This is a genomic window from Dyadobacter sp. HNCC25DJ184 (genome assembly GCF_056895215.1).
Window position 1 is genome coordinate 535776 of sequence record NZ_JBXHAQ010000001.1, and the last position, 22151, is coordinate 557926.

The 22151-nt window shown below is 43.9% G+C and carries 21 protein-coding genes and 1 riboswitch; of the genes, 2 read left to right on the forward strand and 19 right to left on the reverse strand.

Annotated elements, in window-relative coordinates; genetic code table 11:
- Positions 1 to 5: 5 nt before the first annotated feature.
- A complete protein-coding gene (gene nuoB, locus AC1XUD_RS02050; protein ID WP_483359276.1) occupies positions 6 to 545 on the reverse strand; it encodes an NADH-quinone oxidoreductase subunit NuoB in 540 nt (179 codons plus the stop codon).
- A 306-nt stretch (positions 546 to 851) separates the two neighbouring features.
- Between nuoB and AC1XUD_RS02055 the strand changes: the two genes are divergently transcribed.
- Positions 852 to 1583 carry a hypothetical protein gene (locus AC1XUD_RS02055; protein WP_483359277.1) on the forward strand — a complete coding sequence of 244 codons (732 nt, stop codon included), beginning with the start codon at positions 852 to 854 and terminating at the stop codon, positions 1581 to 1583.
- Between the two features lie 87 nt (positions 1584 to 1670).
- On the opposite strand, the gene AC1XUD_RS02060 is transcribed toward AC1XUD_RS02055, so the two are convergent.
- From AC1XUD_RS02060 to thiS, 7 genes are all read right to left on the reverse strand, one after another.
- Positions 1671 to 2144 carry an NADH-quinone oxidoreductase subunit A gene (locus AC1XUD_RS02060; protein WP_483359278.1) on the reverse strand — a complete coding sequence of 158 codons (474 nt, stop codon included), beginning with the start codon at positions 2142 to 2144 and terminating at the stop codon, positions 1671 to 1673.
- A gap of 101 nt (positions 2145 to 2245) precedes the next feature.
- Entirely contained in the window at positions 2246 to 3274 is a 1029-nt protein-coding gene (gene moeB / locus AC1XUD_RS02065) for a molybdopterin-synthase adenylyltransferase MoeB (RefSeq protein WP_483359279.1), read from the reverse strand.
- 3 nt (positions 3275 to 3277) lie between these two features.
- Entirely contained in the window at positions 3278 to 4393 is a 1116-nt protein-coding gene (gene thiH / locus AC1XUD_RS02070) for a 2-iminoacetate synthase ThiH (RefSeq protein WP_483359280.1), read from the reverse strand.
- Complete coding sequence (locus tag AC1XUD_RS02075; RefSeq protein WP_483359281.1) at positions 4383 to 5153, reverse strand: HisA/HisF-related TIM barrel protein; 771 nt, start codon at positions 5151 to 5153, stop codon at positions 4383 to 4385. The genes thiH and AC1XUD_RS02075 overlap by 11 nt, the downstream gene beginning before the upstream one ends.
- Positions 5147 to 5770: a thiamine phosphate synthase gene (locus AC1XUD_RS02080; protein WP_483359282.1), complete on the reverse strand. Its 624-nt coding sequence runs from the start codon at positions 5768 to 5770 to the stop codon at positions 5147 to 5149. The genes AC1XUD_RS02075 and AC1XUD_RS02080 overlap by 7 nt, the downstream gene beginning before the upstream one ends.
- 8 nt (positions 5771 to 5778) lie before the next feature.
- Positions 5779 to 6378, reverse strand: coding sequence for a thiamine phosphate synthase (locus tag AC1XUD_RS02085; protein ID WP_483359283.1), 600 nt, complete (start codon positions 6376 to 6378; stop codon positions 5779 to 5781).
- Between the two features lies 1 nt (position 6379).
- On the reverse strand, positions 6380 to 6583 hold the full coding sequence (gene thiS, locus AC1XUD_RS02090; protein WP_483359284.1) for a sulfur carrier protein ThiS: 204 nt from the start codon (positions 6581 to 6583) through the stop codon (positions 6380 to 6382).
- A gap of 69 nt (positions 6584 to 6652) precedes the next feature.
- A riboswitch (TPP riboswitch) is annotated at positions 6653 to 6748 on the reverse strand.
- Positions 6749 to 6968: 220 nt separating this feature from the next.
- On the opposite strand from thiS, the gene AC1XUD_RS02095 reads away from it, so the two are divergent.
- Positions 6969 to 7466 carry a GNAT family N-acetyltransferase gene (locus tag AC1XUD_RS02095; protein WP_483359285.1) on the forward strand — a complete coding sequence of 166 codons (498 nt, stop codon included), beginning with the start codon at positions 6969 to 6971 and terminating at the stop codon, positions 7464 to 7466.
- A 100-nt stretch (positions 7467 to 7566) separates the two neighbouring features.
- Here the strand turns inward: AC1XUD_RS02095 and AC1XUD_RS02100 are convergent, their stop codons facing one another.
- From AC1XUD_RS02100 to AC1XUD_RS02150, 11 genes are all read right to left on the reverse strand, one after another.
- A complete protein-coding gene (locus AC1XUD_RS02100) occupies positions 7567 to 8673 on the reverse strand; it encodes a bile acid:sodium symporter family protein (RefSeq protein WP_483359286.1) in 1107 nt (368 codons plus the stop codon).
- A gap of 217 nt (positions 8674 to 8890) precedes the next feature.
- Positions 8891 to 9778, reverse strand: coding sequence for an RraA family protein (locus AC1XUD_RS02105; RefSeq protein WP_483359470.1), 888 nt, complete (start codon positions 9776 to 9778; stop codon positions 8891 to 8893).
- Positions 9779 to 10057: 279 nt separating this feature from the next.
- Positions 10058 to 11332, reverse strand: a complete 1275-nt coding sequence (locus AC1XUD_RS02110) for an amidohydrolase/deacetylase family metallohydrolase (RefSeq protein WP_483359287.1) — start codon at positions 11330 to 11332, stop codon at positions 10058 to 10060.
- A gap of 211 nt (positions 11333 to 11543) precedes the next feature.
- Positions 11544 to 12002, reverse strand: a complete 459-nt coding sequence (locus AC1XUD_RS02115) for a RidA family protein (RefSeq protein WP_483359288.1) — start codon at positions 12000 to 12002, stop codon at positions 11544 to 11546.
- Positions 12003 to 12115: 113 nt separating this feature from the next.
- A complete protein-coding gene (locus AC1XUD_RS02120) occupies positions 12116 to 13675 on the reverse strand; it encodes a SusD/RagB family nutrient-binding outer membrane lipoprotein (protein ID WP_483359289.1) in 1560 nt (519 codons plus the stop codon).
- 22 nt (positions 13676 to 13697) lie between these two features.
- Positions 13698 to 17150 (reverse strand): SusC/RagA family TonB-linked outer membrane protein, encoded by a 3453-nt coding sequence (locus AC1XUD_RS02125; RefSeq protein WP_483359290.1) that lies wholly within the window; start codon positions 17148 to 17150, stop codon positions 13698 to 13700.
- Positions 17151 to 17350: 200 nt separating this feature from the next.
- The gene (locus tag AC1XUD_RS02130) at positions 17351 to 18454 is read right to left on the reverse strand and encodes a FecR family protein (RefSeq protein WP_483359291.1); all 1104 of its coding nucleotides are present in this window, start codon (positions 18452 to 18454) and stop codon (positions 17351 to 17353) included.
- 418 nt (positions 18455 to 18872) lie between these two features.
- A complete protein-coding gene (locus AC1XUD_RS02135; protein WP_483359292.1) occupies positions 18873 to 19487 on the reverse strand; it encodes an RNA polymerase sigma factor in 615 nt (204 codons plus the stop codon).
- A 202-nt stretch (positions 19488 to 19689) separates the two neighbouring features.
- The gene (locus tag AC1XUD_RS02140) at positions 19690 to 20148 is read right to left on the reverse strand and encodes a RidA family protein (RefSeq protein ID WP_483359293.1); all 459 of its coding nucleotides are present in this window, start codon (positions 20146 to 20148) and stop codon (positions 19690 to 19692) included.
- A 35-nt stretch (positions 20149 to 20183) separates the two neighbouring features.
- Positions 20184 to 21662, reverse strand: a complete 1479-nt coding sequence (locus tag AC1XUD_RS02145; RefSeq protein WP_483359294.1) for a PQQ-dependent sugar dehydrogenase — start codon at positions 21660 to 21662, stop codon at positions 20184 to 20186.
- Positions 21663 to 21679: 17 nt separating this feature from the next.
- Positions 21680 to 22108: a c-type cytochrome gene (locus AC1XUD_RS02150; protein WP_483359295.1), complete on the reverse strand. Its 429-nt coding sequence runs from the start codon at positions 22106 to 22108 to the stop codon at positions 21680 to 21682.
- Positions 22109 to 22151 lie beyond the last annotated feature (43 nt).

Genomic DNA, 22151 nt, shown 5'->3' on the forward strand with positions numbered 1-22151 from the left:
AAATCTTAAACTGCCACTTTCTGAGCTGCTTCATTTGTTTCCGCCTGCATTTCAAGAAATAATTCCGGTGCAAAGGGATGTTCACCACGAATTTTTTCCTGCAGTTTCATAAACCCGCCAATGAGTGCCTCAGGTCGGGGAGGGCAGCCAGGTACATATATATCGACCGGAATAATGCGATCAACGCCTTTTACCACATGATATCCATGTTCCCAATAAGGCCCGCCACAATTAGAGCAGCTTCCCATTGAAATAACATAGCGTGGCTCAGGCATTTGCTCGTAAAGCCTTCGTATACGATCAGCCATACGGAAGGTGACAGTTCCCGCTACGATCATCACATCAGACTGCCGAGGGGAAGGTCGTGGTAAAATACCGAATCTTTCCAAATCATAATTGGAGGCATATGCGGCCATCATTTCTATCGCGCAACAAGCCAAACCAAAGCCCATAGGCCACAAAGAAGATAACCGGGCCCAGTTCATCAGGTCTTCAGCGTTGGTAAGAATAATACCTCCGTCTCCGGTTTTGATTCTTTCGGTCATGTTCTAGGAAATTTTAATCACCATTTAATTGAACCTGAAAATATTCAATAAAATTCGATTTCAGCTTAAAAATTGAGATTTGAGTTGTGAAGTGCTCTTTTACAGCGTGTTATTGATTGTGAAAATCCGGATCAGGCAATTGAAAAACAATTTCACCGGCCTCGTTTTGGAGGAGGGATCAGAAAACTGCAACAATTTGCGTTTTACAAAAGTATATATAATTGAACGTATCCAAGAGTGTTGTCCAGGTAGCTTCACATGCTTATCAAGGCTTCAGGCGCAAACTCCTAATCAAGTTATATTAATATGAAAAATTTAATTGTTTACTCTGTTCTGCTTTCATTACTAATTTTTCACCAGGCAAAAGCCCAGTCTGACTCGACCGAAAGCAAGCACTCTACTGGCTTTGCTATTTATTTCGAAACCGGATTGCTGAACAACAGCAGCATGACCAGTATGCGAAAGTCGCTGAATACACGTAACATCGAGCCCTTTAAAAACGCGATGAACTCGCTGGTGCTTGCGCGGAGAAGGGAGAGTGCACGTTGGATAAGTGAGGGTCGGTTAATTTTCATGACCTCAAACAAAGATGACAACGAATTGGATAAAAAACGAGCTACGTTAATGGGCTTTGGAGTTGGTTTTGTCACTGGCCCGAAGTTGGTTAATACCAAACACTGGAATGTCTTTATTCCCATTGGCCTGGATTTGATGGGATATCAAATGAACATCAAGAGCAACTACTCTGCGAGTCTGGCTGCGATTACCTCCGATCCGTCGAAGTATCTGGCCATAAAACTTTATTCAGGAGCGTTGAATGCGTCTGTGGGTGGCGGAGTTGATTATAAAGCCAATATTTTCCCCAAAAAACTGAGCAAATTCTATATCAGCGGGAAACTTACTTATCAACTTCCTGTCTATACTACAGGCCAGTGGAGAGGCGAGAACTCGCAGATAAACGACATGGCTGAGTTCAAACCAAATCAACTCTACGCGCAGATCGGAGTGGTGCTCGTTCCGAAATTTTCGATGCATTGATGTAAAAAGGCAATATAGTAATATGAAAAAAGGCTCCCGGGCATTTGACCGGCAGCCTCTTTTCATATTATAACTCATGAAAAACAATCACTTTTTTCGTTCATATCGCTCGTTTACAGCCTGATAAAGGTCGCTGGGTACGGGTGAGTTAACTTCAGGTATGCGTGGCGTAGGACGTACCCAGTCCAGATATCCTTTTGCCCAGGCATATGCCAGACCTAATATCAATATACCGACAAAGACCGTCATTTCAGCCATTGCAAACCAGCCCCATTGACCATTTGTTTGGGCAATTAAATCTTCGTTTCCAAAGACAACTGACCACGGGAAAAGAAACAGTAATTCCACCTCGAAAAGAACGAATATCAGCGCTACGACATAAAACCGGACGTTGAACTGCACATTGGCATTTCCTGTCGGATCTTCACCCGACTCATAAGTTGTCAGTTTTTCCTCGTTGGGTCTTGACGGGCGCAGAAACTTGGCAATCATCAGCATGGTTACGATGAACGCTATTCCGCAAATTATGAAAAGCAATATGGTGCCAAAATCAGATATCATAGCAGGGTTCAAGAGTGATTTAGCAAAAGTACTTATTTTCGGTCAGGAGGGTGGTTTTATGATGGATAATATCGCATTTAGGACAGGATTGAGCCGCGTTGCTACGCCTTCATCCAGAAAACTTCCCCCGAATATCCGGTTTTTTGAAGAAGATTTGCGGCATTTAAACTTCGCTTTCCGCTCCTGCAGTAAAATACTATGATTTTGTCGGAAGGTATCTGGTCTAAGTTTTCTGACAAATCAGGTAAAGGAATGTTAATTCCGCCGATTGCATCTTCTTCAAATTCATATTCTTCCCGGACATCCACCAAAAAATAGTCATCCGGCTTGTTCTCAGAAATGTGTTCAAATTCTTCCAGTGCTATTTCTTCGGCGTCCTTACTTTCCTTTTTCAGAATGGGAGCGGGGTGGAGGGGCGCAGTCAAAGATCCAAATTTGAAGATATTTGTTTCGTTGGTTAAGGTGTTAATGATCATCAGTTTACCAGACAAAGTTTCACCTGCACCACATATGATTTTCACCGCTTCATTCGCCATATAGGTACCTATAATGCCTGGCAAAATACCAAGAACCCCCGCTTCCGCACAGTTCTCACCTTCTTCGGCATCGGGGAAAAGGGAGCGGTAGGATGGCCCATTTTGATAATTAAAAACCGAAACCTGACCTTCGAAACGGAGTATAGAGCCAAAAACCCAGGGTTTATTAAGCGCTACACACGCGTCGTTTAACACATATCGCGTCGGAAAGTTGTCTGAGCCGTCGATAACAAAATCAAAATCTTTGATAATATCCCTGGCATTTTTTTCATCAATGCGTTGCGATATGGGCAGGAATGTCGTGAAAGGATTTAATATGGCAAGTTTAGCCGCAGCGGTTGTTGATTTGCTTTTTCCGATATCATCCGCCGAATAAAGAATTTGTCGGTGTAAGTTGCTGATATCCACCATGTCATCGTCCACTATCCCGAGCGTACCCACACCCGCAGCCGTTAAATATTGCAGAACCGGACACCCCAAGCCACCAGCACCTACGACAAGTACTTTGGCGGCCAGTAATTTTTCCTGACCTTCCAGGCCGATTTCCGGCATGATGATCTGTCTGCTATATCTTTTACGCTCTTCTGGTTGCATCTTTTAACTCATTTGTAAAACCCTGTCCCAATCTTTCCAAACGGGTTCATATCCCTTTTTTCTGATCATTTCGGCGATTTCGGCTGGCGATCGTTCGTCGGAAATCTCAAACTGTTCCAATGACTCCGGCTCTACAATATACCCACCCGGATTGGTTTTGGAACCCGCGCTGATGGATGTAATCCCCAGTGCGATACAGTGGTCTCTGAATTTCTGCGATTCACGGGTCGATAAGGAAATTTCAACTTCCTCATTCAGAATCCGGTAGGCGCATATCAACTGCACTAATTCACGATCGCTCATTTCTACTTTCGGCTCCAGTCCTCCCGAAAAAGGACGAAGCCTTGGGAACGACAAACTATAACGCGTCTGCCAGTAAGTACGTTCCAGATATCCCAGATGCATCGCCGTAAAAAAGCTGTCTGTTCGCCAGTCTTCCAGCCCAATCAATACGCCCAATCCGATTTTGTGAATACCAGCCTGTCCTAATCGGTCGGGCGTTTCCAACCGGTAGTTAAAGTTAGATTTTTTTCCTTTCGGATGATGCTTTTTGTAGTCTTCCTGATGGTAAGTTTCCTGATATACCAAAACAGAATTCACGCCTATTGTGATCAACTCGCGATATTCATCCAAATCAAGCGGCTGGATTTCCATCGATATCTGGTCAAAATGTGGCTTGATGACGTCCAGTGCTTTTTTGAAATATTCAACGTGAACAGTTTGATTGGCCTCACCCGTTACGAGCAGCACGTGCTCATATCCAAGCTTTTTTATAGCCTGCACTTCCCGTAATATCTCCTGCTCAGTAAGCGTTTTACGCCGCACTTTATTATCGAGACTAAACCCGCAATAGGTACATATATTGGTGCACTCATTGGACAAATACAACGGCACATACATTTGTATCGTTTTTCCAAATCGTTTTTGCGTAAGCCGGTGACTGAGCTGCGCCATTTCTTCAAGATAGGGTACTGCGGCGGGAGAAATCAAAGCTTTGAAATCTTCCAGTGTGCGTTTAGGTGCACAAAGTGCTCTTTCAACATCCGTGGCTGACTTGGCATATATACTTTCCTTTACAGAGTCCCAGCCCGTTTTTTCAAATTCTGCTCTAAAAGTCATCGTCTAAGAATGAAGTGAATGGGCTACTGGCCAGGGCATGATTACTTTTCGGGGCAAGCCGTGCTTCAAAAGCCATTCTTCCGGCTTCAATGGCTAATTTGAAAGCAGTGGCCATCGCAACCGGATTTTCTGAAACGGCAATGGCAGTATTGACCAAAACCGCATCAGCTCCGATTTCCATTGCTTTGGCTGCGTCAGAAGGAGCTCCGATTCCTGCATCGACGACTACTGGTATTTTACTTTGTTCAATAATAATCTCCAGAAAGTCAATCGTTTTCAAGCCCTTATTGCTGCCAATAGGGGAGCCTAAAGGCATAACAGCCGCTGCTCCAGAGTCCTCCAGTCTTTTACACAAAACCGGATCTGCATGGATATATGGCAAAATTACAAATCCGAGTTTGGCGAGTTCTTCCGTTGCCTTCAGTGTTTCAATTGCATCGGGCATGAGGTATTTTGGATCGGGATGAATCTCAAGTTTAAGCCAATTTGTTTCCAGAGCTTCTCTCGCGAGCTGAGCAGCAAAAACTGCCTCCTTTGCATTTCTGACACCAGATGTATTCGGCAATAAATTGATATGGGCGTGATTCAGGTAGGAAAGTATATTGTCTTGCTCACCCCCAAGATCGACTCTCCGAAGAGCAACCGTCACGAGTTCCGAGCCCGAGGCAATGATGGATTCTTCCATAAGGGTAGCGGAACTAAACTTTCCCGTCCCGGTAAAAAGTCTTGACTTGAATTCTTTACCTGCTATTTTTAACATAATGCGTTGTTTATGAATGAGATAAGTTGAGATGGGTTGTCGCTATTGGTGATCGAACCTGATATAGCTACACCGTGTATTCCAATTTCTTTTAACAAGGAGATATCCTCCTTCACCACGCCGCCAATTGCTATTAGAGGCATATTCAATTTATATTGCTTCATTTTTTCAACGATTTCAGCATATCCTTCAAAACCCAATATCGGACTCAGATTCTTTTTTGTATTGGTAAATCTCAATGGGCCAATCCCCACATAATCAACACTTTCTGAAATTCGAAGCAACAGGTGCTCCCAGGTGTTGGCGGTGCCGCCGATGATGATATTATTCCCTGCTATTTGACGGGCTTCGGCAACAGGCATGTCTTCCAAGCCGAGATGAAGGCCATATGCATTTACCTCTCTCGCGATTTGAGGGTAATCATTGATTACTAATTTCGCGTCAAATTCATCGCACATGGTTTTTGCCTGGTGAGCCATATCCAATAAATCTTCGAAAGGATGGTTTTTGACCCTGAGTTGAATCAACCTGCATCCTCCGCGGAGCGCAAGTGATATGCTTTCAAGGTGACCACGCTCGGCTGTTTGATTTGAAATGAAGTGGAGTTTGTTTATCAATGCTTTACCTAGTTTTTAATGATTTCTTGGATATTTTTGAACGTGTCGACAGCATGCTCGGGATCGTTCCATATCGCGCCCAGCAATCCTGCTCCATCGAAATTCATTTTACGAACTTGATCTATATTAGCTTCGGTGACCCCACTCAGTGCAAATACTTTGGTCGATTTACCTGATTTGTCAATCACGAAATCATCGGTCAGGGAAGGTTCATAGCCTGGCTTTGAAATGCTGTTAAACACGGGTCCGTAAAACGCGTAATCAAAATGCATGATATCGTCGAGCTCCGAAATGTGATGAATGGAAGTGCTTAAAATGAAACCTTCATTTTTTCGTTGCTCAAGCCTATTCAAATCAGTCATCTTGCGCAACCGCTCAGTAAAATGTAACCTCTTCGATCCCATTGAAATTGCCATGTCGTGTTGCTGATGCCACGCGATCATAGGCCAGAACTCAACCCTAATAGTTAGCAATAGCGTCAATAATTCTTTCGGGCGTATATCCGGTTTTCGGATATGAAAGAACGAAAGGCCGCTCTCGAAAAGGCGATTGATAATTACACCTTCGAAAGGGACGGGATCGGGCGATGAGATCACGACTAACTCCATCTTATCCGCCTTGGGTAGCTCTTATGATACTTACTTTGTCAGTGGATTTCAGAAAAATAGTATTCCACTCGGCGCGGAGGACAACTTCGTTGTTGACGGCCACGGCTACCCCTTTTAATGAGCCCGGAAATAAATCGGAAAGGATCGAAAGGATTGTTGCGTTACTCTGAACTATCTGTAACTGATTGTTGATCAGGACCTCCATTCGTTAGCTGCGAAAAGTTAAGCTTCAGGAATGGAGTTTTAAACCCTAAGAGAAAGACGAGTACGGTTATAGGCGTACATTACTTTTTCCTTCGGCAGTATGAACTGCATCAGGTTCAAAGGGTATAATCTCAGACCACAACTGTGGACACCCCTAAAGCGCTGGTAAAACTATTGGAAATTAATGTAGATAAAAAATCTGCGTGATCAACTTTATAATAATATCCGCAAGTATTAATATAGTTTGGTAATTATAGAATAAATTTGAGCTTCAGAACGCTATCCTGACTAATTGAGTTTTTGTTAGCAAATGTGAAATGAAAGAGGTTTATTTTATTCACAACCTGTTAACTCGACGATAACACCGAAATACTGAGAATACATTGATGGAGCTTAAAATCAGAAACGCCACAAAGCACGATTTACCGACTTTATTGGAGATTATCAATGACACAATCAAGACATCCACCGCTATCTACGATTACGACGAAAGAACGCTTGAAGAGCAGACGGCATGGTTTGATAAAACACTCGAATCTGGGATGCCCATCATTGTGGCAGATGTGGAAGGAGAGGTGATCGGATATGGCTCTTACAATATATTTCGACCTAAAATAGGCTATCAATTCAGCGTAGAACATTCTATTTATCTTGATGAAAAATCGAGGGGAATGGGAGTTGGTGGTAAACTGTTAGTCGGGCTGATATACCGTGCGCGTGAACAAGGCTTGCATACCATGATTGCAGGCATAGATGCTGCAAACCGTGGAAGCATTGAGTTTCATAAGAAACATGGCTTTGTCGAAAAAGGATATCTGAAGGAAGTGGCTTATAAATTTGATCAATGGCTTGATCTGGTATTCATGCAGTTGCTTTTAGAATGAGGTGTTTTACCACAAGGGCACGAAGAATTTAATATCGAACATATGAAAAAGCCGGATGAATTCACGATTGTGATCCATCCGGCTTTTTTATGCTAATATATCAATGCGGTCTCCCCGTCTCTACATAAGTTTCTTCGTCGCCCGTTGGTTTTCCCTGCCACCACGACGCAAGGATCGAACCCGTAATATTCATCAAAGGCCCGAAAATAGCAGGTGCAAGACCAACAGTGGCCATTTTGCCCATTTCCTTTGCAATCCCTGATGCCAGACCGCCATTCTGCATACCTACCTCAATAGCAATTGTGCGGCAATCACGTTCCGACATTTTAAATAACCTGCCTGACCAATATCCCAGTGTATATCCTGATAGATTGTGAACCAAAACCAATAACAACAACATCGGTCCGATACTTAACAGACTGTCGCGTCCGGCTGCGGTGATGATGACGATGATAAAGGCAATACCGCCCATCGATACCAACGGCATCAAATCGTCAAGCCATTTTGCTTTTCCGCTGAATAACTTATTGAATATCAGTCCTGCACCTATTGGAATAATCACCATTTTGATGATATCCCACATCATATGCAAGGTATCAATTTCAACAAAAGCACCTGCGAGCGTTTTCATCAGAAGTGGCGTTACCAGTGGAGCCAACATCGTCGAGATCGCGGTGATGGTGATCGAGAGCGCCAGATTTGCTTTGGCCAGATATGATATTACATTCGATGCCATACCATTGGGGGAGCAACCGATCAGGATAATTCCGGCTGCTATTTCAGGTGGAAAGCCACTGATGCTGGCTAACGTATACCCGATAGTTGGCATAATGATAAAGTGGCTGACTACACCAATGAATACCCCTTTTGGCATTTTCACTACCCCAACAAAATCGCCGAAACTCATCGAAGTACCCATTCCAAACATGATGATCTGGATTAAAGGGGTGATCAAAGTCGCAAGTTTGAACCCGTTATATTGCTGAAAATATTGCGGATAATACAAGGCGGTTGTTACAGCGGCAAAAATAACGGTGGTATATGTAAAGCCTTTGAGTTTTTCAAATCCCCGGAAACCAAAGGCCATCAAAAGAAAGAAAGCAATGAAAAATGGGCCCGCTGCCGGCAAATTTCCCGATAGGGCCATAAATAACGCAACCAATAGAGAAGCAAACGCCAATCCTAATAGTAACTTATAAATATTCATGTTTTTATTGTTATTGTGCAAACGAAAAATAGATATAAAATTAACTGGCCGGTCATCAGCCAGTTTCTTAAAAATGAGTTGTCAATGGATAATCTTCAAAAGACTGCTTGGTAAGTGTTCTTACTTGGCGGAAAGGGTCAATGGTTAATGATCAAAATGGTCAAACGGTTAACGACCCGCGTGCGCCCCTTACCCCAAGCCCTATGCCCTAAACCCGTTACCACGTCCGCTTTTTCATATACTCATCCAGTTCTGAACGTTTCATTGGTATTTCCTTTGGATTTTTGTCGAGCCATCTAAGGAAGTCTTCTTTCAAAGCATCAGTCCACTGGTTGTCGATCTGGCCGGGTTGATATTTGCCTTCCTTCAACATTTGAATGGCAAATTTGTCGCGGATCGAAAGGAATTCTGCTGTCAGAATCACTTTCTCAGCCATATGGGCTGGTATGAAAATCACGCCCTCTTTTTTTGCCAATACCAGATCTCCCGGTAAAACAATTGCGCGTCCAATGCGGATAGGCGTATTCAATCCAGTCAGCACCACATCTTTTAAGTAGGAAGGATCAAAATCTCTCACGAAAGCATTGAACCCGGTAATTTTCGAAAGTCCGTCCAAATCTCTTGCAGACGCGTCAAAAATGACTCCATTCCCTGTTTTGGAGAAGATAGAATTACCAAGATTATCACCGATCAAAGTTCCCTGGGCAATCTTCCCAAAGCCATCGGCCACATATACGTCACCTTTCGAAAGTTGCTCGATCGGCCAGGAATTAGTGTTGCCAGCGCGGCCGTTTTTATTTCCCCGGTCTTTGATACTCTTTTCCAAATCAGGTCTGGACGGCATAAATTGTGCGGTTAGCGCACGTCCCGACACGGTGATATCGTTGATCATTTTCCAGTTACCATCAAACTGACAATTGTAGCCTTCGTTCTGGAGTACCACCCAGGCTTCTTCAATGTTTATATCTTTTACCCGACGGACAAGATCGTCAGATACTTTCGGACGCCCGTCGGCGAATCTTTCTCCTTTCCATTCAGAGGTAAGGAAAATCAACTCTTCTTTGGGAATCGTTTGTGCTTTCAGAATCGAAATACCGCAGGACATACATGCGGCTGCTATTATGGTTAGTGCTCTTAATTTCATTTTTCTAGCTGTTAGTAATTAGCTGTTAGTTTTTAGTTCTCTCTTGCGATAGAAAGAATATTTCACGCAAGGCAGGTAAGATTTTCGCAAAGTAAGCAAAGAAAAACTCCGCGAACACTGCGCAGAACTCAACTTTACTCTGCGTTTTAAAAAGAAAATGAAACCGGAACGCTTGAAACAAACGCACCGGTCGAAAACATCGTCAGAATATAATTACAATTAAAAAATTCGGAATTCATATTATTTTTTGGTCAACACGAGCGGTTCCGTCAGGCCGTTCAGGTCGTACACGACCTTACCCGCACGGATGGTAACTTCCGCCTCAAGCTTCTGTTTTCCCTGAATTTTGGTTCCTGTATAATCCCAAAAACCAAATGTTCCGGTATCGTTCAACTGAAATTTGCCATCCAGAATGCGTAAAATTGAGATGTCTGCTCTTGACCCAACTGACAGATTTCCAAGCTCTTCACGGTGAATAGCCTGTGCCGGCGCCCACGTACTTGCTTTGATCACACTTTTGAGATCCATACCCATCGCCAGGAATTTAGACATCACGTTCAGCATATCCTTCATCGCGTTGTTCATGCTGCCTGTATGGATATCCGTACTGATCGTGTTTGGATAGAATCCGCTTTTAACCGCCGGGATGGCCTGCGAAAAAGCGAAGCTGATACCGCCATATCCCACATCAAAAATGATACCCTTTTTACGCGCTTCATATACAAAAGGCTTTACTTTACCAGTAGCTACGTCGACGATAGGTTCGCGGCTGGAAAGCTGTCCAAAACAGTGTGTGAAAATGTCGCCGGGGCGTAAGTATTTTGTAAAAAGTTCTTCTAATGGCAGCACAGGATTGCTACCACCAAAGTCGATCATCACAGGAATATTAGCCATTTTGCCAGCTTCAACAGCTCTCGCGGTTGGTGTCCAATTATAGCCGTTATAGTGAGCCAGCTTCACGCCGACCACATAGTCCGGGTTTTCCTTTGCCACTTTGGCGGTTGCTGCAGCGTCCATATCGTCAATATTTTGCTCATATGTACCACCACGCATACCTTCTCCAACAATATTCAGGAAAGCCAGAACACGTGTCTTAGATATGTCAATCGTCTGTTTTTTGAAGTCAGGAAATGATTTCCAACCAGAACATCCGGCGTCGACTACGGTCGTTACTCCGGTCCGGAAAGTGAAACCGTCTGGCGCAAGGGCATTAGGTCCGTTGCTATATGTCTGGTCCATTTTCGTGCCATAGAAGTTGTGCGAGTGCATATCGATCAATCCCGGCGAAACAATAAGACCTTTGGCATTGACAACCTGCCTACCTTCTTTAGGGTCAATATTCTTGGCAACACTCATAATCGTATCGCCTTTCAGCGCCACATCCATAATGGCATCTATATTGTTTTTAGGATCAATAACGCGCCCTCCTTTGATGACAACGCTATATTGTTGCGCATGAGCGAGTTGAAAGCCCAGCGCAAATACGCTTAGTAGAGTGATTAGGTTTTTCTTCATAGAAAGGATTTAGGGGAAAGGGGTATGGGGAGGAAAGGACTAGGGAGGAAAGTGAGAAAGGGTGGGGGAAAGGTTGAATGTTTAACGGTTAATGGAGCGCCATTAGCCGTTAAACATTCAACACCTTTGAAAGAAGCATATGCGCTTGACGCACCCCAGGGTTTTAGCCACCGCGCCATTCCTTCCTCCCTTTCCTCCATTCTCCTTCTTCCTATATATAAGCTATACAGTCAATTTCAACCAACGAGTCGCCTGGTACGCCACCGTATACTGCCACAGTTGTGCGGCATGGTGGCTTGCTCCCGAAGCGGCCTTTATATGCTTCATTCATGGCTTTGTAGTCGTTCAGGTCATGGAGGAAAACGCTGCATTTCAAAACTTTTTCCATGGATGATCCTGCTTTTATGAGTTCTTTTTCCAGTTCATCCAACACGTGTTTGGTGTGAGCAGTTATATCTCCCTCAAAATGAGCACCTTTTCCCGCAACAAAAACCATATTGTTAAATTTGGTGTGGCCAGAAAATAGTGGCACATCCTGCAACATCTCCACGCTACCCACTTCTTTTTCCGGAGCGGATTCAGCGACAGCCTTCGACCCAAGACCGATGCCGGCAACGCCTGCGATGGAGGCAAACATTTTTTTGAGAATTGATCTGCGTTCTGATTTCATCTTTTTAATGTTTTGTTAGTAAAGTTCAGATTGAAATGAGCCAGGAAACGTTGGTTTGAATTTCCGTCTCGCTGGCCCATTTCGTTGATATGGATGGTATTTAGAAAATCAAATTACTTATCCCACCATACGACACTAGAAAGCGTGTTTGTCCCCCCCTGTCTGGTGCGAGCTTCTAAAAAATTTACTTCATTATATAATCCTTCTGAATCCGGGATCACAAAACGTGTCGGGATTTTGCCACCTGTGAGGTTACCAGGATAGTTTGTAGGTATCAACTTAGGATATCCTGTGCGTCTCCAGTTTGAGAAGATTTCGTATTCATCTTCTAAAAACAATGATACCCATTTCTGCGTATGGATTTGTTCCATTTGTTCCTCCAGCGTACCTGAAGTTTTGAAAGCATTTGCTGCCAGATATGCATTGATCTTCGGTTCTGAAATAACACCCGCCGATCCAAATTTTGCCCATTGTCTCAAGCCTGATTTAACCGCACTGCTATATTCCTCGGAAGCACTTCCGGAATACCATCCTCTCAACGCCGCCTCTGCAAGCAACAAATGCGATTCCGCAGGAGTCAACACCAGAAGTGGCGCGCTGTATTTCAGGATAGTTGCCGGATTTGGTTCTGAATAAGTATTAAAATCAGCCGGAAGGTTATTAAAGGCTGCATTCGGCATACCTTTCTGTAAAGCTGTTGTAGTATCCGCGGTGAAAGTTTTGCCGTCGGTTGTTGTCCAAACGATGGATATGACATTCAATCGAGGATCGCCGGTTGTTTTCAAATGGTCGATCAGTGTTTTTGCCAATTTTCCGCCTTCCACATTGTCTCCGCCTGGCGTTACGTAGTCGGTGGCCATCAATCCCGCGGATATGAAGTTTCTGTTGGATGTAATGGAGCCGTCAACATATGCAATTGTAGCCATATCCGCATCGTCCGTCAATACACCACCGGCTATCGCTTTCTGAACCCAGGTTTTAGATAATGCAGCATCCACTTGCGTTAAGCGCATTCCCAAACGAAGCATCAGCGTATACCCGAATTTCTTCCACTTTGCTACATCACCGCTATAAATAAGATCCGCAGTTCCGAAGGTTGCTTTCGAAGGATCCATTGCAGCAGTAGCTTCATCCAGCTCTTTCAACAAATCAGAATAAATGGCGGATTGCTCATCATATTTTGGTGAATAATTTTTGTCAGAAAGTGCCTTCCCTGCATCAGAATAAGGAATATCTCCATACAGATCCGTCAAACGGTGATATAGATATGCTTTCCATATACGTGCTACCGAAAGTTTATTCACATCGTCGGCCGACTTTGAAACCGCGTCAATCACCTGATTGATATCTATCACTGAACCTGTTGTGGCAGGGTCGGTTCCGCCGTATAAACCCCAACTTCCGGTGGAGTAAGAAAAGTTAAAATATTTGTCGCCCGCAGCAGGAACCTCTTTATAGGTTGCAAAATGCTGCATGGATCCACCAATTGTCAGGTAAGCCGCGCCGGTGTAATTATTGGCTACTGTTGCGAGCTGAGCTCTGGTAAAAAGGAAACCTGGAACCACCTCTGTTGATGCGTTTGGGTTTACGTTCATGTCCTCAAACCCATTGTCACAGGAAGAAAGAAACAAGGCAAAAGGTGCCAGATATAGTAATTTCAATAGCTTTTTCATATTCACTAAAATATTTTAATGATTAAAATTTCACTGTCAGGTTCACGCCAAGGCTTCTTGTTCTTGGAACACCAAATGCTTCCAGACCCTGGGCATTTCCGTTGGTATAGCTTGACTCAGGATCGAAGAATTTGTTCCTTTTGTCTTTGTAAAGCAACGCAACGTTACGTGCCACGAGAGAAAGCGATGCAGATTGCAATTTGAGCGCTTTTATGCCGCTAACCGGAAGGTTATAGCTCAGGATGATCTGACGAAGCTTTATGAAATCGTTTTTGAACGTGAATATGCTTGTGTAGTTTTTGTCATTGTCATAGTAAGTATCGATTTCTTCTTTCTTCCATGTTTTGGAAAATGCTGCTCCTTCCGGAGTTACACCCGTCACAGTTATACCAGTTTCGCGACCCGGAAGGGTTTCTTTCGGCAAACCGAAACGGTAGGCATATTGGTACATATTGGAATAAACCACGCTACCGAATTTGCCGTCTACCAAAATGTTCAATGAGAAGTTTTTGTATTTGAAATTGTTGGTGATACCCATCGTTGTCGGAGGAATACCGTTGCCCAATCTTTCGATATCACCTCTTACAGCATATCCGCTTGCGCTGTTGAAAACAACGTTTCCATTGGCGTCTGTCTTCTTTTTATATCCCCAAACTTCACCATAAGTTCCGCCTTTTACATTGCGAATCGTTCCGCCACCAACCCCGTCACCCACTGTCAGGCTCGGCAATCCCGGGGCGAGTTCCACGATTTTACTTTTGTTATATGCGAAGTTATAGCTCACGTCCCAGCTGAAATTTGCTTTCTTGATCGGCGTCCCAGTGATCAATAATTCAACTCCTTTGTTGCTCAATTCACCCACATTCAGCAAAGCCTGAGTATATCCTGACGAAAGCGCGATGTTGCTTTGAACGATATCATTTGTGGTCTTACGGTTATAGAAAGTCAGATCCAGGCCTAAACGGTCATGTAGAAATCTGGCTTCCAATCCCACTTCTGAAGTTGTAGAAGTCAGTGGTCTCAAGTCAGGGTTAGGTACCAACGACGAGCTCAATTGCTGAACCGGCTGACCGTTATGGCCACCTGGTGCCATGCTGTAGCTTTGGTATATCTGATATGCAGCTACGTTTGCTCCACCCACTTGTGCCCATGATCCGCGCAATTTGGCAAAGTTGATTGCGGAAGGAAGTTCAACAGCCTCAGAGAGGATGAACGTTCCACCAATGGCAGGGTAGAAGATATGATTGCTCGCAGTATTCAAAACCGAAAACCAGTCCTGTCTTCCTGACATCGTGATATATGCCATTCCTTTATATCCCAAATCCACTGATCCGAATAACGAGTTGATACCACTCTTTGAATAAGTTGGCGTTACAACGGACGTAGCTAGGTTGGTGAAACTATAGAAATATGGAATTGTAAATTCTGTTCCGTCGAATGCCGTCTGGTCATAAAGGCTGCGCTGCATGTTACCACCTGCAAGAGCGGTGAGGCTCAGATCTTCAAACAAATTGGTATTGTAATTCAGCGTCACCATCCCGTTTGTTTCGGACGACGTGATCTTTTTGCCCGCATATGTTCCCTTTGGCTGGTAGGCATTGTTGGTAGGAACGATAGCCTCGTAAGAGAAATTGTAGTAATCCTGACTTACGCTGGCTTTCACAAAAAGGTTGTCAAGGATATCGTATCTGATGTTCGCTTGCCCCAGAAATCTGTTTTTGCGGTCATCGTTTTTGAATTTGTTCACCACAAAATAAGGGTTAGGAGCTGCCGGAACCGGATTCCATTCCACTTCTTTGCCAGTTGCTTCATCATACCCTGGCGAAAGGCTGCGGATATCTACAGTGTTCGCGATCAGGTAAGTTGCCCAGTGCGGGTTATAATCTGCATATCCAACTTTCGGACGATTGTGACCATTTTCAATATTATACTGAACCACTGTTTCGATGCTCAGTTTTTTGCCCAAAAACGCGTTAACGTTCAAATTGGCAATCCTTCTATTGAATGTAGAGTTTGGTACAATACTGTTCGAGCTGGTGTTGTTCAGGCCAAAACGAAAGTTGATATGCTCGTTGCCACCTGTAAATGAAAGTGAGTTGATATAGTTGGTACCTGTTCTGTAAAAGTTTTTCAGGTTGTTTTTCTGAGCAGAATATGGATGCATCTTGCCGTCCACCTGCAGGTAATCCTGTCCGTCCATTTTTGCTCCATATGAAAGCCGTCCTGTACTTTTAGCCTGCGCAGCTGTGGTTGGTTTTACACCATCGGTTCCCTGTCCATATTCATATTGCCAGTCTGGTACAATCGTCAGATTCTCTGCAGTGAAGTTGCTGTTGAATTCCACGCCGATTCCTTTTTGAGATTTACCTTTTTTGGTGGTGATGAGGATAACACCGTTCGAAGCGCGAGCTCCATAAAGCGCAGCAGCAGGACCACCCTTCAAAACGCTTATAGACTCGATATCGTCGGGGTTGATTCCACCGATACCGTCACCGCGGTCGGTGTTGTTCCCATTTCCGTCCGATGCATTTCCGCCACCTGGAGTGCTGTTGTCCATCGGCATACCATTGATTACATACAATGGCTGGTTGTTTCCGCTCAAAGATCCGTTTCCACGAATGATAATCCGGCTCGATCCACCCGGGCCTGTTGCCATACCCGTAGCGTTCACACCGGCGATTTTACCAGTCAGTGCATTCGCTACGTTGTTTTCACGAGCCTGTGTAAACTCACTTCCTTTTACTTCTGTTACGGCATATGCAAGCGCTTTTTTCTCGCGTGCAATACCCAAAGCCGTTACAACGACTTCATTCAAAGCCTTCGCTTCCGGGGCTAATTGAACTGATATATCACTTTGCGTGCCAACAGTTACTTCCTGCGAAACATAACCAACAAAACTGAAAATCAGCACAGCCGTGGTCAATTCCTGGTCGGGTATGTCAATTTGAAAACTTCCGTCTGCGTTAGAAGAAGTTCCACGCTGCGTGCCTTTCACCAATATACTTACCCCCGGTAGGCCTGATCCTGTTTCATCCAGCACTTTTCCGGTTAAGTTCTTTTTTGGCGAGATCGTCTTATTAGCTGGAATTGCCGTTTCTTCCAAAGCCGCAGGCAGTCCTCGTTTCAAAATGATTTTGTTCTGAACTACTTCGTATGATACTCTATAAGGTGTCAAAATATTGGTCAGTACTTCGGAAAGTGCCTGATCCTGAAACTTATAAGAAGCCTTCAGGTTTCCGGAGAAAATCTGAGGGTTATACATAAACTTAACTTTGGCAACGTTTTCAATTTTCTCCAGAGCCTGATCTACATCGGCATTGGTCATTTTTAGCGTTACTTTTTGTTCCAGAAGTTTTTGCGCACGCAGATCTTCTGCGTGAACGAAAGCTGTGAGTGCAACAGATAAGAGGGCTTGATACAGAGTAATTCGCATGATTTTCTGTAAAGCATGATGGAAATGTACTGTTTTTGACATAATTTTGATTGTTGTCGGTTAAAATTCGGCATTACGTTTCCCTTCATCCCGAAAGGGATGTGTGTAAGAGGTTACCATTTTGGGGAGCATTCGGGTCGATGATGTTACAGCATCATCGACTTATTTACTGAAAGAGATCAGCAGTATTTCAGTCATAGGCATTAGTAAGGTTAAGTGCAAATCTTTCAAATTGAAGTTCTTCAGTAACAACCTTTGCTGGATATTATAATGTTCGCGTCCATCTGCTGATAGTTGGCGCCAATGGTCTTGCAGATCAGATTAATCTTCTCAAACAGAGGTTCATCCGATAGTTCGGCAGTAAGGAAGCAATTCTTCATAATCTCATTATCAAACACGATTTTCACACCGTATGACTTTTCCAAAGCGGCAAATACATTTTCAATTGGCGTAGCTTTGAAAGTAAACGACTGGCGTTGAATCGGTAAGTCGAGTACGGCAGGATCTTCCACCAGACTTCTCGTCAGGCGCTGTTCGTTGGGCGTAAACACAATCTGTTGATTTGGCGTCAGTACCATTCCGGTTAACTTATTGCTCGATTGTTGTTCCGCGATCTTTTCTTCGGTAATAGGGAAAACGGAAACTCTCCCCGTTTTGACAACCACTTTCACCTCCTGGTCTTCATCAAATGAAGTTACCTTGAAGCTTGTTCCTAATACTTTGGTAGCCAGTGAGTTGGCGTATACAAAAAACGGTTTGTCAGGATTTTTTGCAACTTCAAAAAATGCTTCTCCAGTCAGGAAAATCTCGCGACGCTTTCCCTTGAAATTAGCAGGGTATGCAATTCGGCTTTTAGGCTGAAGAATCACCGAGCTTCCGTCGGGCAATATCACCAGCTGTGGTTTGTCGGAAGTATTGTTTTCCTTGTGAAGCGGCTCTTCAATCTGGCTTAGTATTTCTTTATATGTATCGCTGTTTTTACGATTTACAGTCTGCCTGCTAAACCACCAGCCCGCGCCGATCACCAATAGGATGGTAGCGGCGATGTTGTACCAGGTCGGCCTGAGCCAACGACTAATAGTAGGACGCTTTGCTTTATTTTCACCAATTTGATGTGACAGGCGATATATTTCTCCTGATATCTCTTCGTCGGAAATCTGGTCGAATGCGGAGTTAGCCCAACTGAGGTACTTTTCAGCTTTCTCTACCATTTCGGTCTTGTCTGGATTCAGCTCCAGCCATTCTTCCCAAAACGCCTGTTCTTCTGGCGCATCAAAAAGAACCCATTTCCTAAATGAAGGATCAGCAGCAAGCTCTTCTGGTGAGTAGTTACGATAATCTGGCATATAATCCGTTAAGTTTTTGGCGGAATTGTATAAAGGATGCAGGAATGTTGTGTCAATACTCTTTTTTAAGAAATTATTTTTTGTTTAATGTTATAAGAGGAGAATAAGCTTTGTTTTGGAAGGTGTGTTTTGGGGAACGGAGTGGGAGACAGGGATGTTGGAAGTGGTTGAATGATAGGGGTTTGGAGGTTAGACGGCTTGAGGCTGGTAATTTGGTTGGTTGCTGGAACTCCTTTCTATATTAATTCCAACACTCTCGTGTTTTTGGAAAGTCCGGAGGACTGACACTATTGTAGCTAAATGTATAAGAATAGAAAACTAACCACGGAGTGGTGACACAGCAAGTCCCATAATTCGCATTAAATAACAAGCGGGAATACCGTCAATGCCTTAAGGGAGGTCTGTTTCTATGCAAAATTCAAAAGAGACATATACCCGCAAGTAATATCAAAAGTATCTGAATAACAGGAATTTGGATCTTCAGCGTGGATATGGCTTTGAATAAAAGATTCGCTACCGATTGGCGGTTTACCTGCATGAGATCTGCGATTTGCTCGTTTTCCAGGCCCTCGTAAAATTTGAGAAATATTGCTTCTTTTTGACGTTTCGGAAGATCTTCAATTGCGTTTTTAAGCCGATTTTTGTTTTCCAGAAAAGACTCCCGTTGTTCTATAACGGTCTCGGCGTTCTCGTTATCTGAAATGAAATTCGCGCTTTCCAGATCGATAAAAGTGTAGGAACGATTGGTTTTGCGAAAGCCCTGCAGGAGTTGATTGCGAAGGGCTTTGAGGAAATAGATGTTAACATACTGAATATTGATATGCTCTCGTTTTTCCCAAATATGAATGAGCAAATCCTGAATGGCGTCCTTGGCAAAGTCTCTGTCATTGCAGAAGTTGATCGCGTAGTTGAATAATGTGCGGTATTGTTTTTCGGCGAGCTGACAAAACGCGACACTATCTCCTCCTCTGGCCTGATCCCAAAGTTTAAGCAATGTCTCATTCTCGAGAACGATACGTTGACGTTTATTCAATGTTGAGTTAGTCTGATAGGAAAAAGTATGTTAAATAACAGTATTACGGAATATTTAACAAGTTTTTAGTCAGGAAATAAAATTAAAGTTTGAGGAAAAGGAGAAAGGGAGGAGGGATGAAAGGAGGAAGGGAATAGAACTGTCAACGCTTGGAACCGTTTCGAGCGCCCCCTTCCTCCTTTCGTCCCTTTCATCCTTCTTCCTAAATATAAGCAATACAATCAATCTCAACCAGCGAATCGCCTGGAACTCCGCCATATACTGCCACTGTGGTGCGGCAGGGCGGTTTGCTGCCGAAGCGGCCTTTGTAGGCTTCGTTCATTGCTTTGTAGTCGTTCAGGTCATGCAGAAAAACGCTGCATTTCAATACCTTTTCCATCGATGACCCGGCCTTAATCAACTCCTTTTCAAGCTCGTCAAGTACGTGTTTGGTGTGGGCGGTGATATCTCCCTCAAAGTGAGCTCCTTTACCAGCTACAAAAACCATATTGTTGAATTTTGTATGACCTGAAAATAAGGGTACATCCTGATACATCACGACATCACCGACCTCCTTTTCCGGTGCTGGTTCTGCCATCACTTTCGAGGTTGCTCCAATACCGACAAATCCGGCTGCGGAAGCGAATAATTTCTTAATGATTGAACGTCTTTCTGATTTCATAATTCTTTGGTTTAGTATTTTTACAATAGTCAATATTAAGCTTTTTTCTTCTTTTTGGCCATTTTAGGGTCGCCTGGTAGTGTTATCTTCCATATGCTTCCTCCCGCTTTGTTGCCACCCTGTTTTCCCCCATACTCAATGATATAGACTGTATTGCCGATCTGCAATGCGTCTGTCGGCGAGGTGAAGCCTTCGACGATTTTAGTGGTTTTTACTTTATAATTATCGGTTGCTTTGTCATAAGTCATATCCAGATGCAGCAAATCTTTCCCTTCCTTTCTAAGCGGACTAGGATTAGGTACGCCATTTCGTGGACCACCTGCATATCTGATTACGAAACCATCCCCTTTGAAGTCTTTTGAAAGTGCTTTTTCATTGTCAAAAAACAAGGCGAGAGGAGAGGAGTGAGCGTTGAAAGTTCCGACAGTTACGCCGGTCGAGTCGCCGTCCATAACGATACCCGTTTTCTTGTCGCGATATTCGTTGGCGTCGGGCCCCACGTTCTGGACTGAAGAAGTGAAAGTAACACCTGCAGGTTTTTTCGGGAAGGTTGGATCATTGTGAAAGTATTTCATCAACCATGCGAATGCAAATTTACTAAGAAACGGATCTGTTTCCGGATTAGGTTGATAGTCAGGGTTTTGTTGTGGATTTTCAATACCACCCATCACCCAGGGAAAGCCGTAATGGCGTCCTTGTCTTACCCAAAACATATCTTCCGGATGGTCATAATCACCGGAATTGGATACTGCAAAGAGATTGCCTTTGGGATCAAAAGCCATATCGTATGCGTTGCGTATTCCTTCTGCATATAGGTAACCAGCTGCCTTATTTTTTGGAATATCATCTTCCAGCAGCAAATTTTTCGAGTCAATCGGGAAACGGTATATCTTCGCAGTAAGTGCGTTGTCCCGCGCGTTCGGATATTCGCCGCCATTGTCCTGCACTTCGCCATGGTCTGTTCTTGCTCCTGTATTGACAAAGATGTACTTTCCATCCGGACTGATTTCCAGGGCATTCCAACCATGATCGAAAGTAGTTTTGTTTGCCCCATATTCGACCGTATTAAAAACCTCAGTCATCGGAGGTTTGGCTGATCCGCCACCCATATCATAACGAACCATGCGACCTTTGTTGCCCTTGTTGTTATTGACATTGATATTTCCTGCCAGAAAAAGCGTGTTTTTGAAAAACGCAGCGCCTTGCAAACGGGTGATTCCATGGTCTTCCGCAGACAAGATTTTCTTACTGACAGGAGTACCACTATCTATGTTTTCGATCTGGATCACATCGCCGAAAAAGGTAGTATAATAAACATCCTTCGTCACCGGATTCTGGATAATCCGAACGGCTTCGGGCTCGACTTTCATGAAAAATTCGACTGATATATCACTTCTCAACGCTTTGGGTGGAGCCACTTCTTTTGTTCCCTGCGAGAATCCTATGATTGGTCCGGTGATCAGGATAGACGCAAGGGCGATGTTTTTAGCAAATATTGTATATAAGCTTTTCATGTTAAGGCTGTTAGGGGTTATTCAGTCTTTGCGAGTTTGCGTAGATACGCCACGAGCTGCCATCTTTGTTCGACAGAAAATACATCCTGGAAAGGGGGCATATTTCCACGTCCGTTGGACATTTTCCAGAACAATGCACCATCCGATTGTCTGGTGACGAGTGTGTCATGAAAATTCGCTGGTTTTTCGCCCAGTGCGCCACCAGCGGCCCCGTCGCCATATCCACCGTCGCCGTGGCAGGAAGCGCAGTAAAGCGTGAATAACTCTTCGCCATGAGCCAGCGTTAGCGGCTCTTCATGAAAGGGGCTTTTAAGGGTATCGGCCCATGCGGGAGCCACCCAAGGTTCTCTGGTCATGTGGTTTTCGTTGAAATCAGGTGAAAACCCGACTAGCGAAATGCCTGCTGTAAAGATAATAGCTGCGGCTATTTTGTTATTGTTGATCATTCAAATTGAACTTTTAACGGGATTTTTCATGGTTGATATTGAA

Bases quoted from the DNA above. Each gene is read 5' to 3' on its own strand.
- nuoB (WP_483359276.1), bottom strand. From the start codon at position 545: ATGACCGAAAGAATCAAAACCGGAGACGGAGGTATTATTCTTACCAAC.
- AC1XUD_RS02055 (WP_483359277.1), top strand. From the start codon at position 852: ATGAAAAATTTAATTGTTTACTCTGTTCTGCTTTCATTACTAATTTTT.
- AC1XUD_RS02060 (WP_483359278.1), bottom strand. From the start codon at position 2,144: ATGATATCTGATTTTGGCACCATATTGCTTTTCATAATTTGCGGAATA.
- moeB (WP_483359279.1), bottom strand. From the start codon at position 3,274: ATGCAACCAGAAGAGCGTAAAAGATATAGCAGACAGATCATCATGCCG.
- thiH (WP_483359280.1), bottom strand. From the start codon at position 4,393: ATGACTTTTAGAGCAGAATTTGAAAAAACGGGCTGGGACTCTGTAAAG.
- AC1XUD_RS02075 (WP_483359281.1), bottom strand. From the start codon at position 5,153: ATGTTAAAAATAGCAGGTAAAGAATTCAAGTCAAGACTTTTTACCGGG.
- AC1XUD_RS02085 (WP_483359283.1), bottom strand. From the start codon at position 6,378: ATGGAGTTAGTCGTGATCTCATCGCCCGATCCCGTCCCTTTCGAAGGT.
- thiS (WP_483359284.1), bottom strand. From the start codon at position 6,583: ATGGAGGTCCTGATCAACAATCAGTTACAGATAGTTCAGAGTAACGCA.
- AC1XUD_RS02095 (WP_483359285.1), top strand. From the start codon at position 6,969: ATGGAGCTTAAAATCAGAAACGCCACAAAGCACGATTTACCGACTTTA.
- AC1XUD_RS02100 (WP_483359286.1), bottom strand. From the start codon at position 8,673: ATGAATATTTATAAGTTACTATTAGGATTGGCGTTTGCTTCTCTATTG.
- AC1XUD_RS02105 (WP_483359470.1), bottom strand. From the start codon at position 9,778: ATGTCCTGCGGTATTTCGATTCTGAAAGCACAAACGATTCCCAAAGAA.
- AC1XUD_RS02110 (WP_483359287.1), bottom strand. From the start codon at position 11,332: ATGAAGAAAAACCTAATCACTCTACTAAGCGTATTTGCGCTGGGCTTT.
- AC1XUD_RS02115 (WP_483359288.1), bottom strand. From the start codon at position 12,002: ATGAAATCAGAACGCAGATCAATTCTCAAAAAAATGTTTGCCTCCATC.
- AC1XUD_RS02120 (WP_483359289.1), bottom strand. From the start codon at position 13,675: ATGAAAAAGCTATTGAAATTACTATATCTGGCACCTTTTGCCTTGTTT.
- AC1XUD_RS02125 (WP_483359290.1), bottom strand. From the start codon at position 17,150: ATGTCAAAAACAGTACATTTCCATCATGCTTTACAGAAAATCATGCGA.
- AC1XUD_RS02130 (WP_483359291.1), bottom strand. From the start codon at position 18,454: ATGCCAGATTATCGTAACTACTCACCAGAAGAGCTTGCTGCTGATCCT.
- AC1XUD_RS02140 (WP_483359293.1), bottom strand. From the start codon at position 20,148: ATGAAATCAGAAAGACGTTCAATCATTAAGAAATTATTCGCTTCCGCA.
- AC1XUD_RS02145 (WP_483359294.1), bottom strand. From the start codon at position 21,662: ATGAAAAGCTTATATACAATATTTGCTAAAAACATCGCCCTTGCGTCT.
- AC1XUD_RS02150 (WP_483359295.1), bottom strand. From the start codon at position 22,108: ATGATCAACAATAACAAAATAGCCGCAGCTATTATCTTTACAGCAGGC.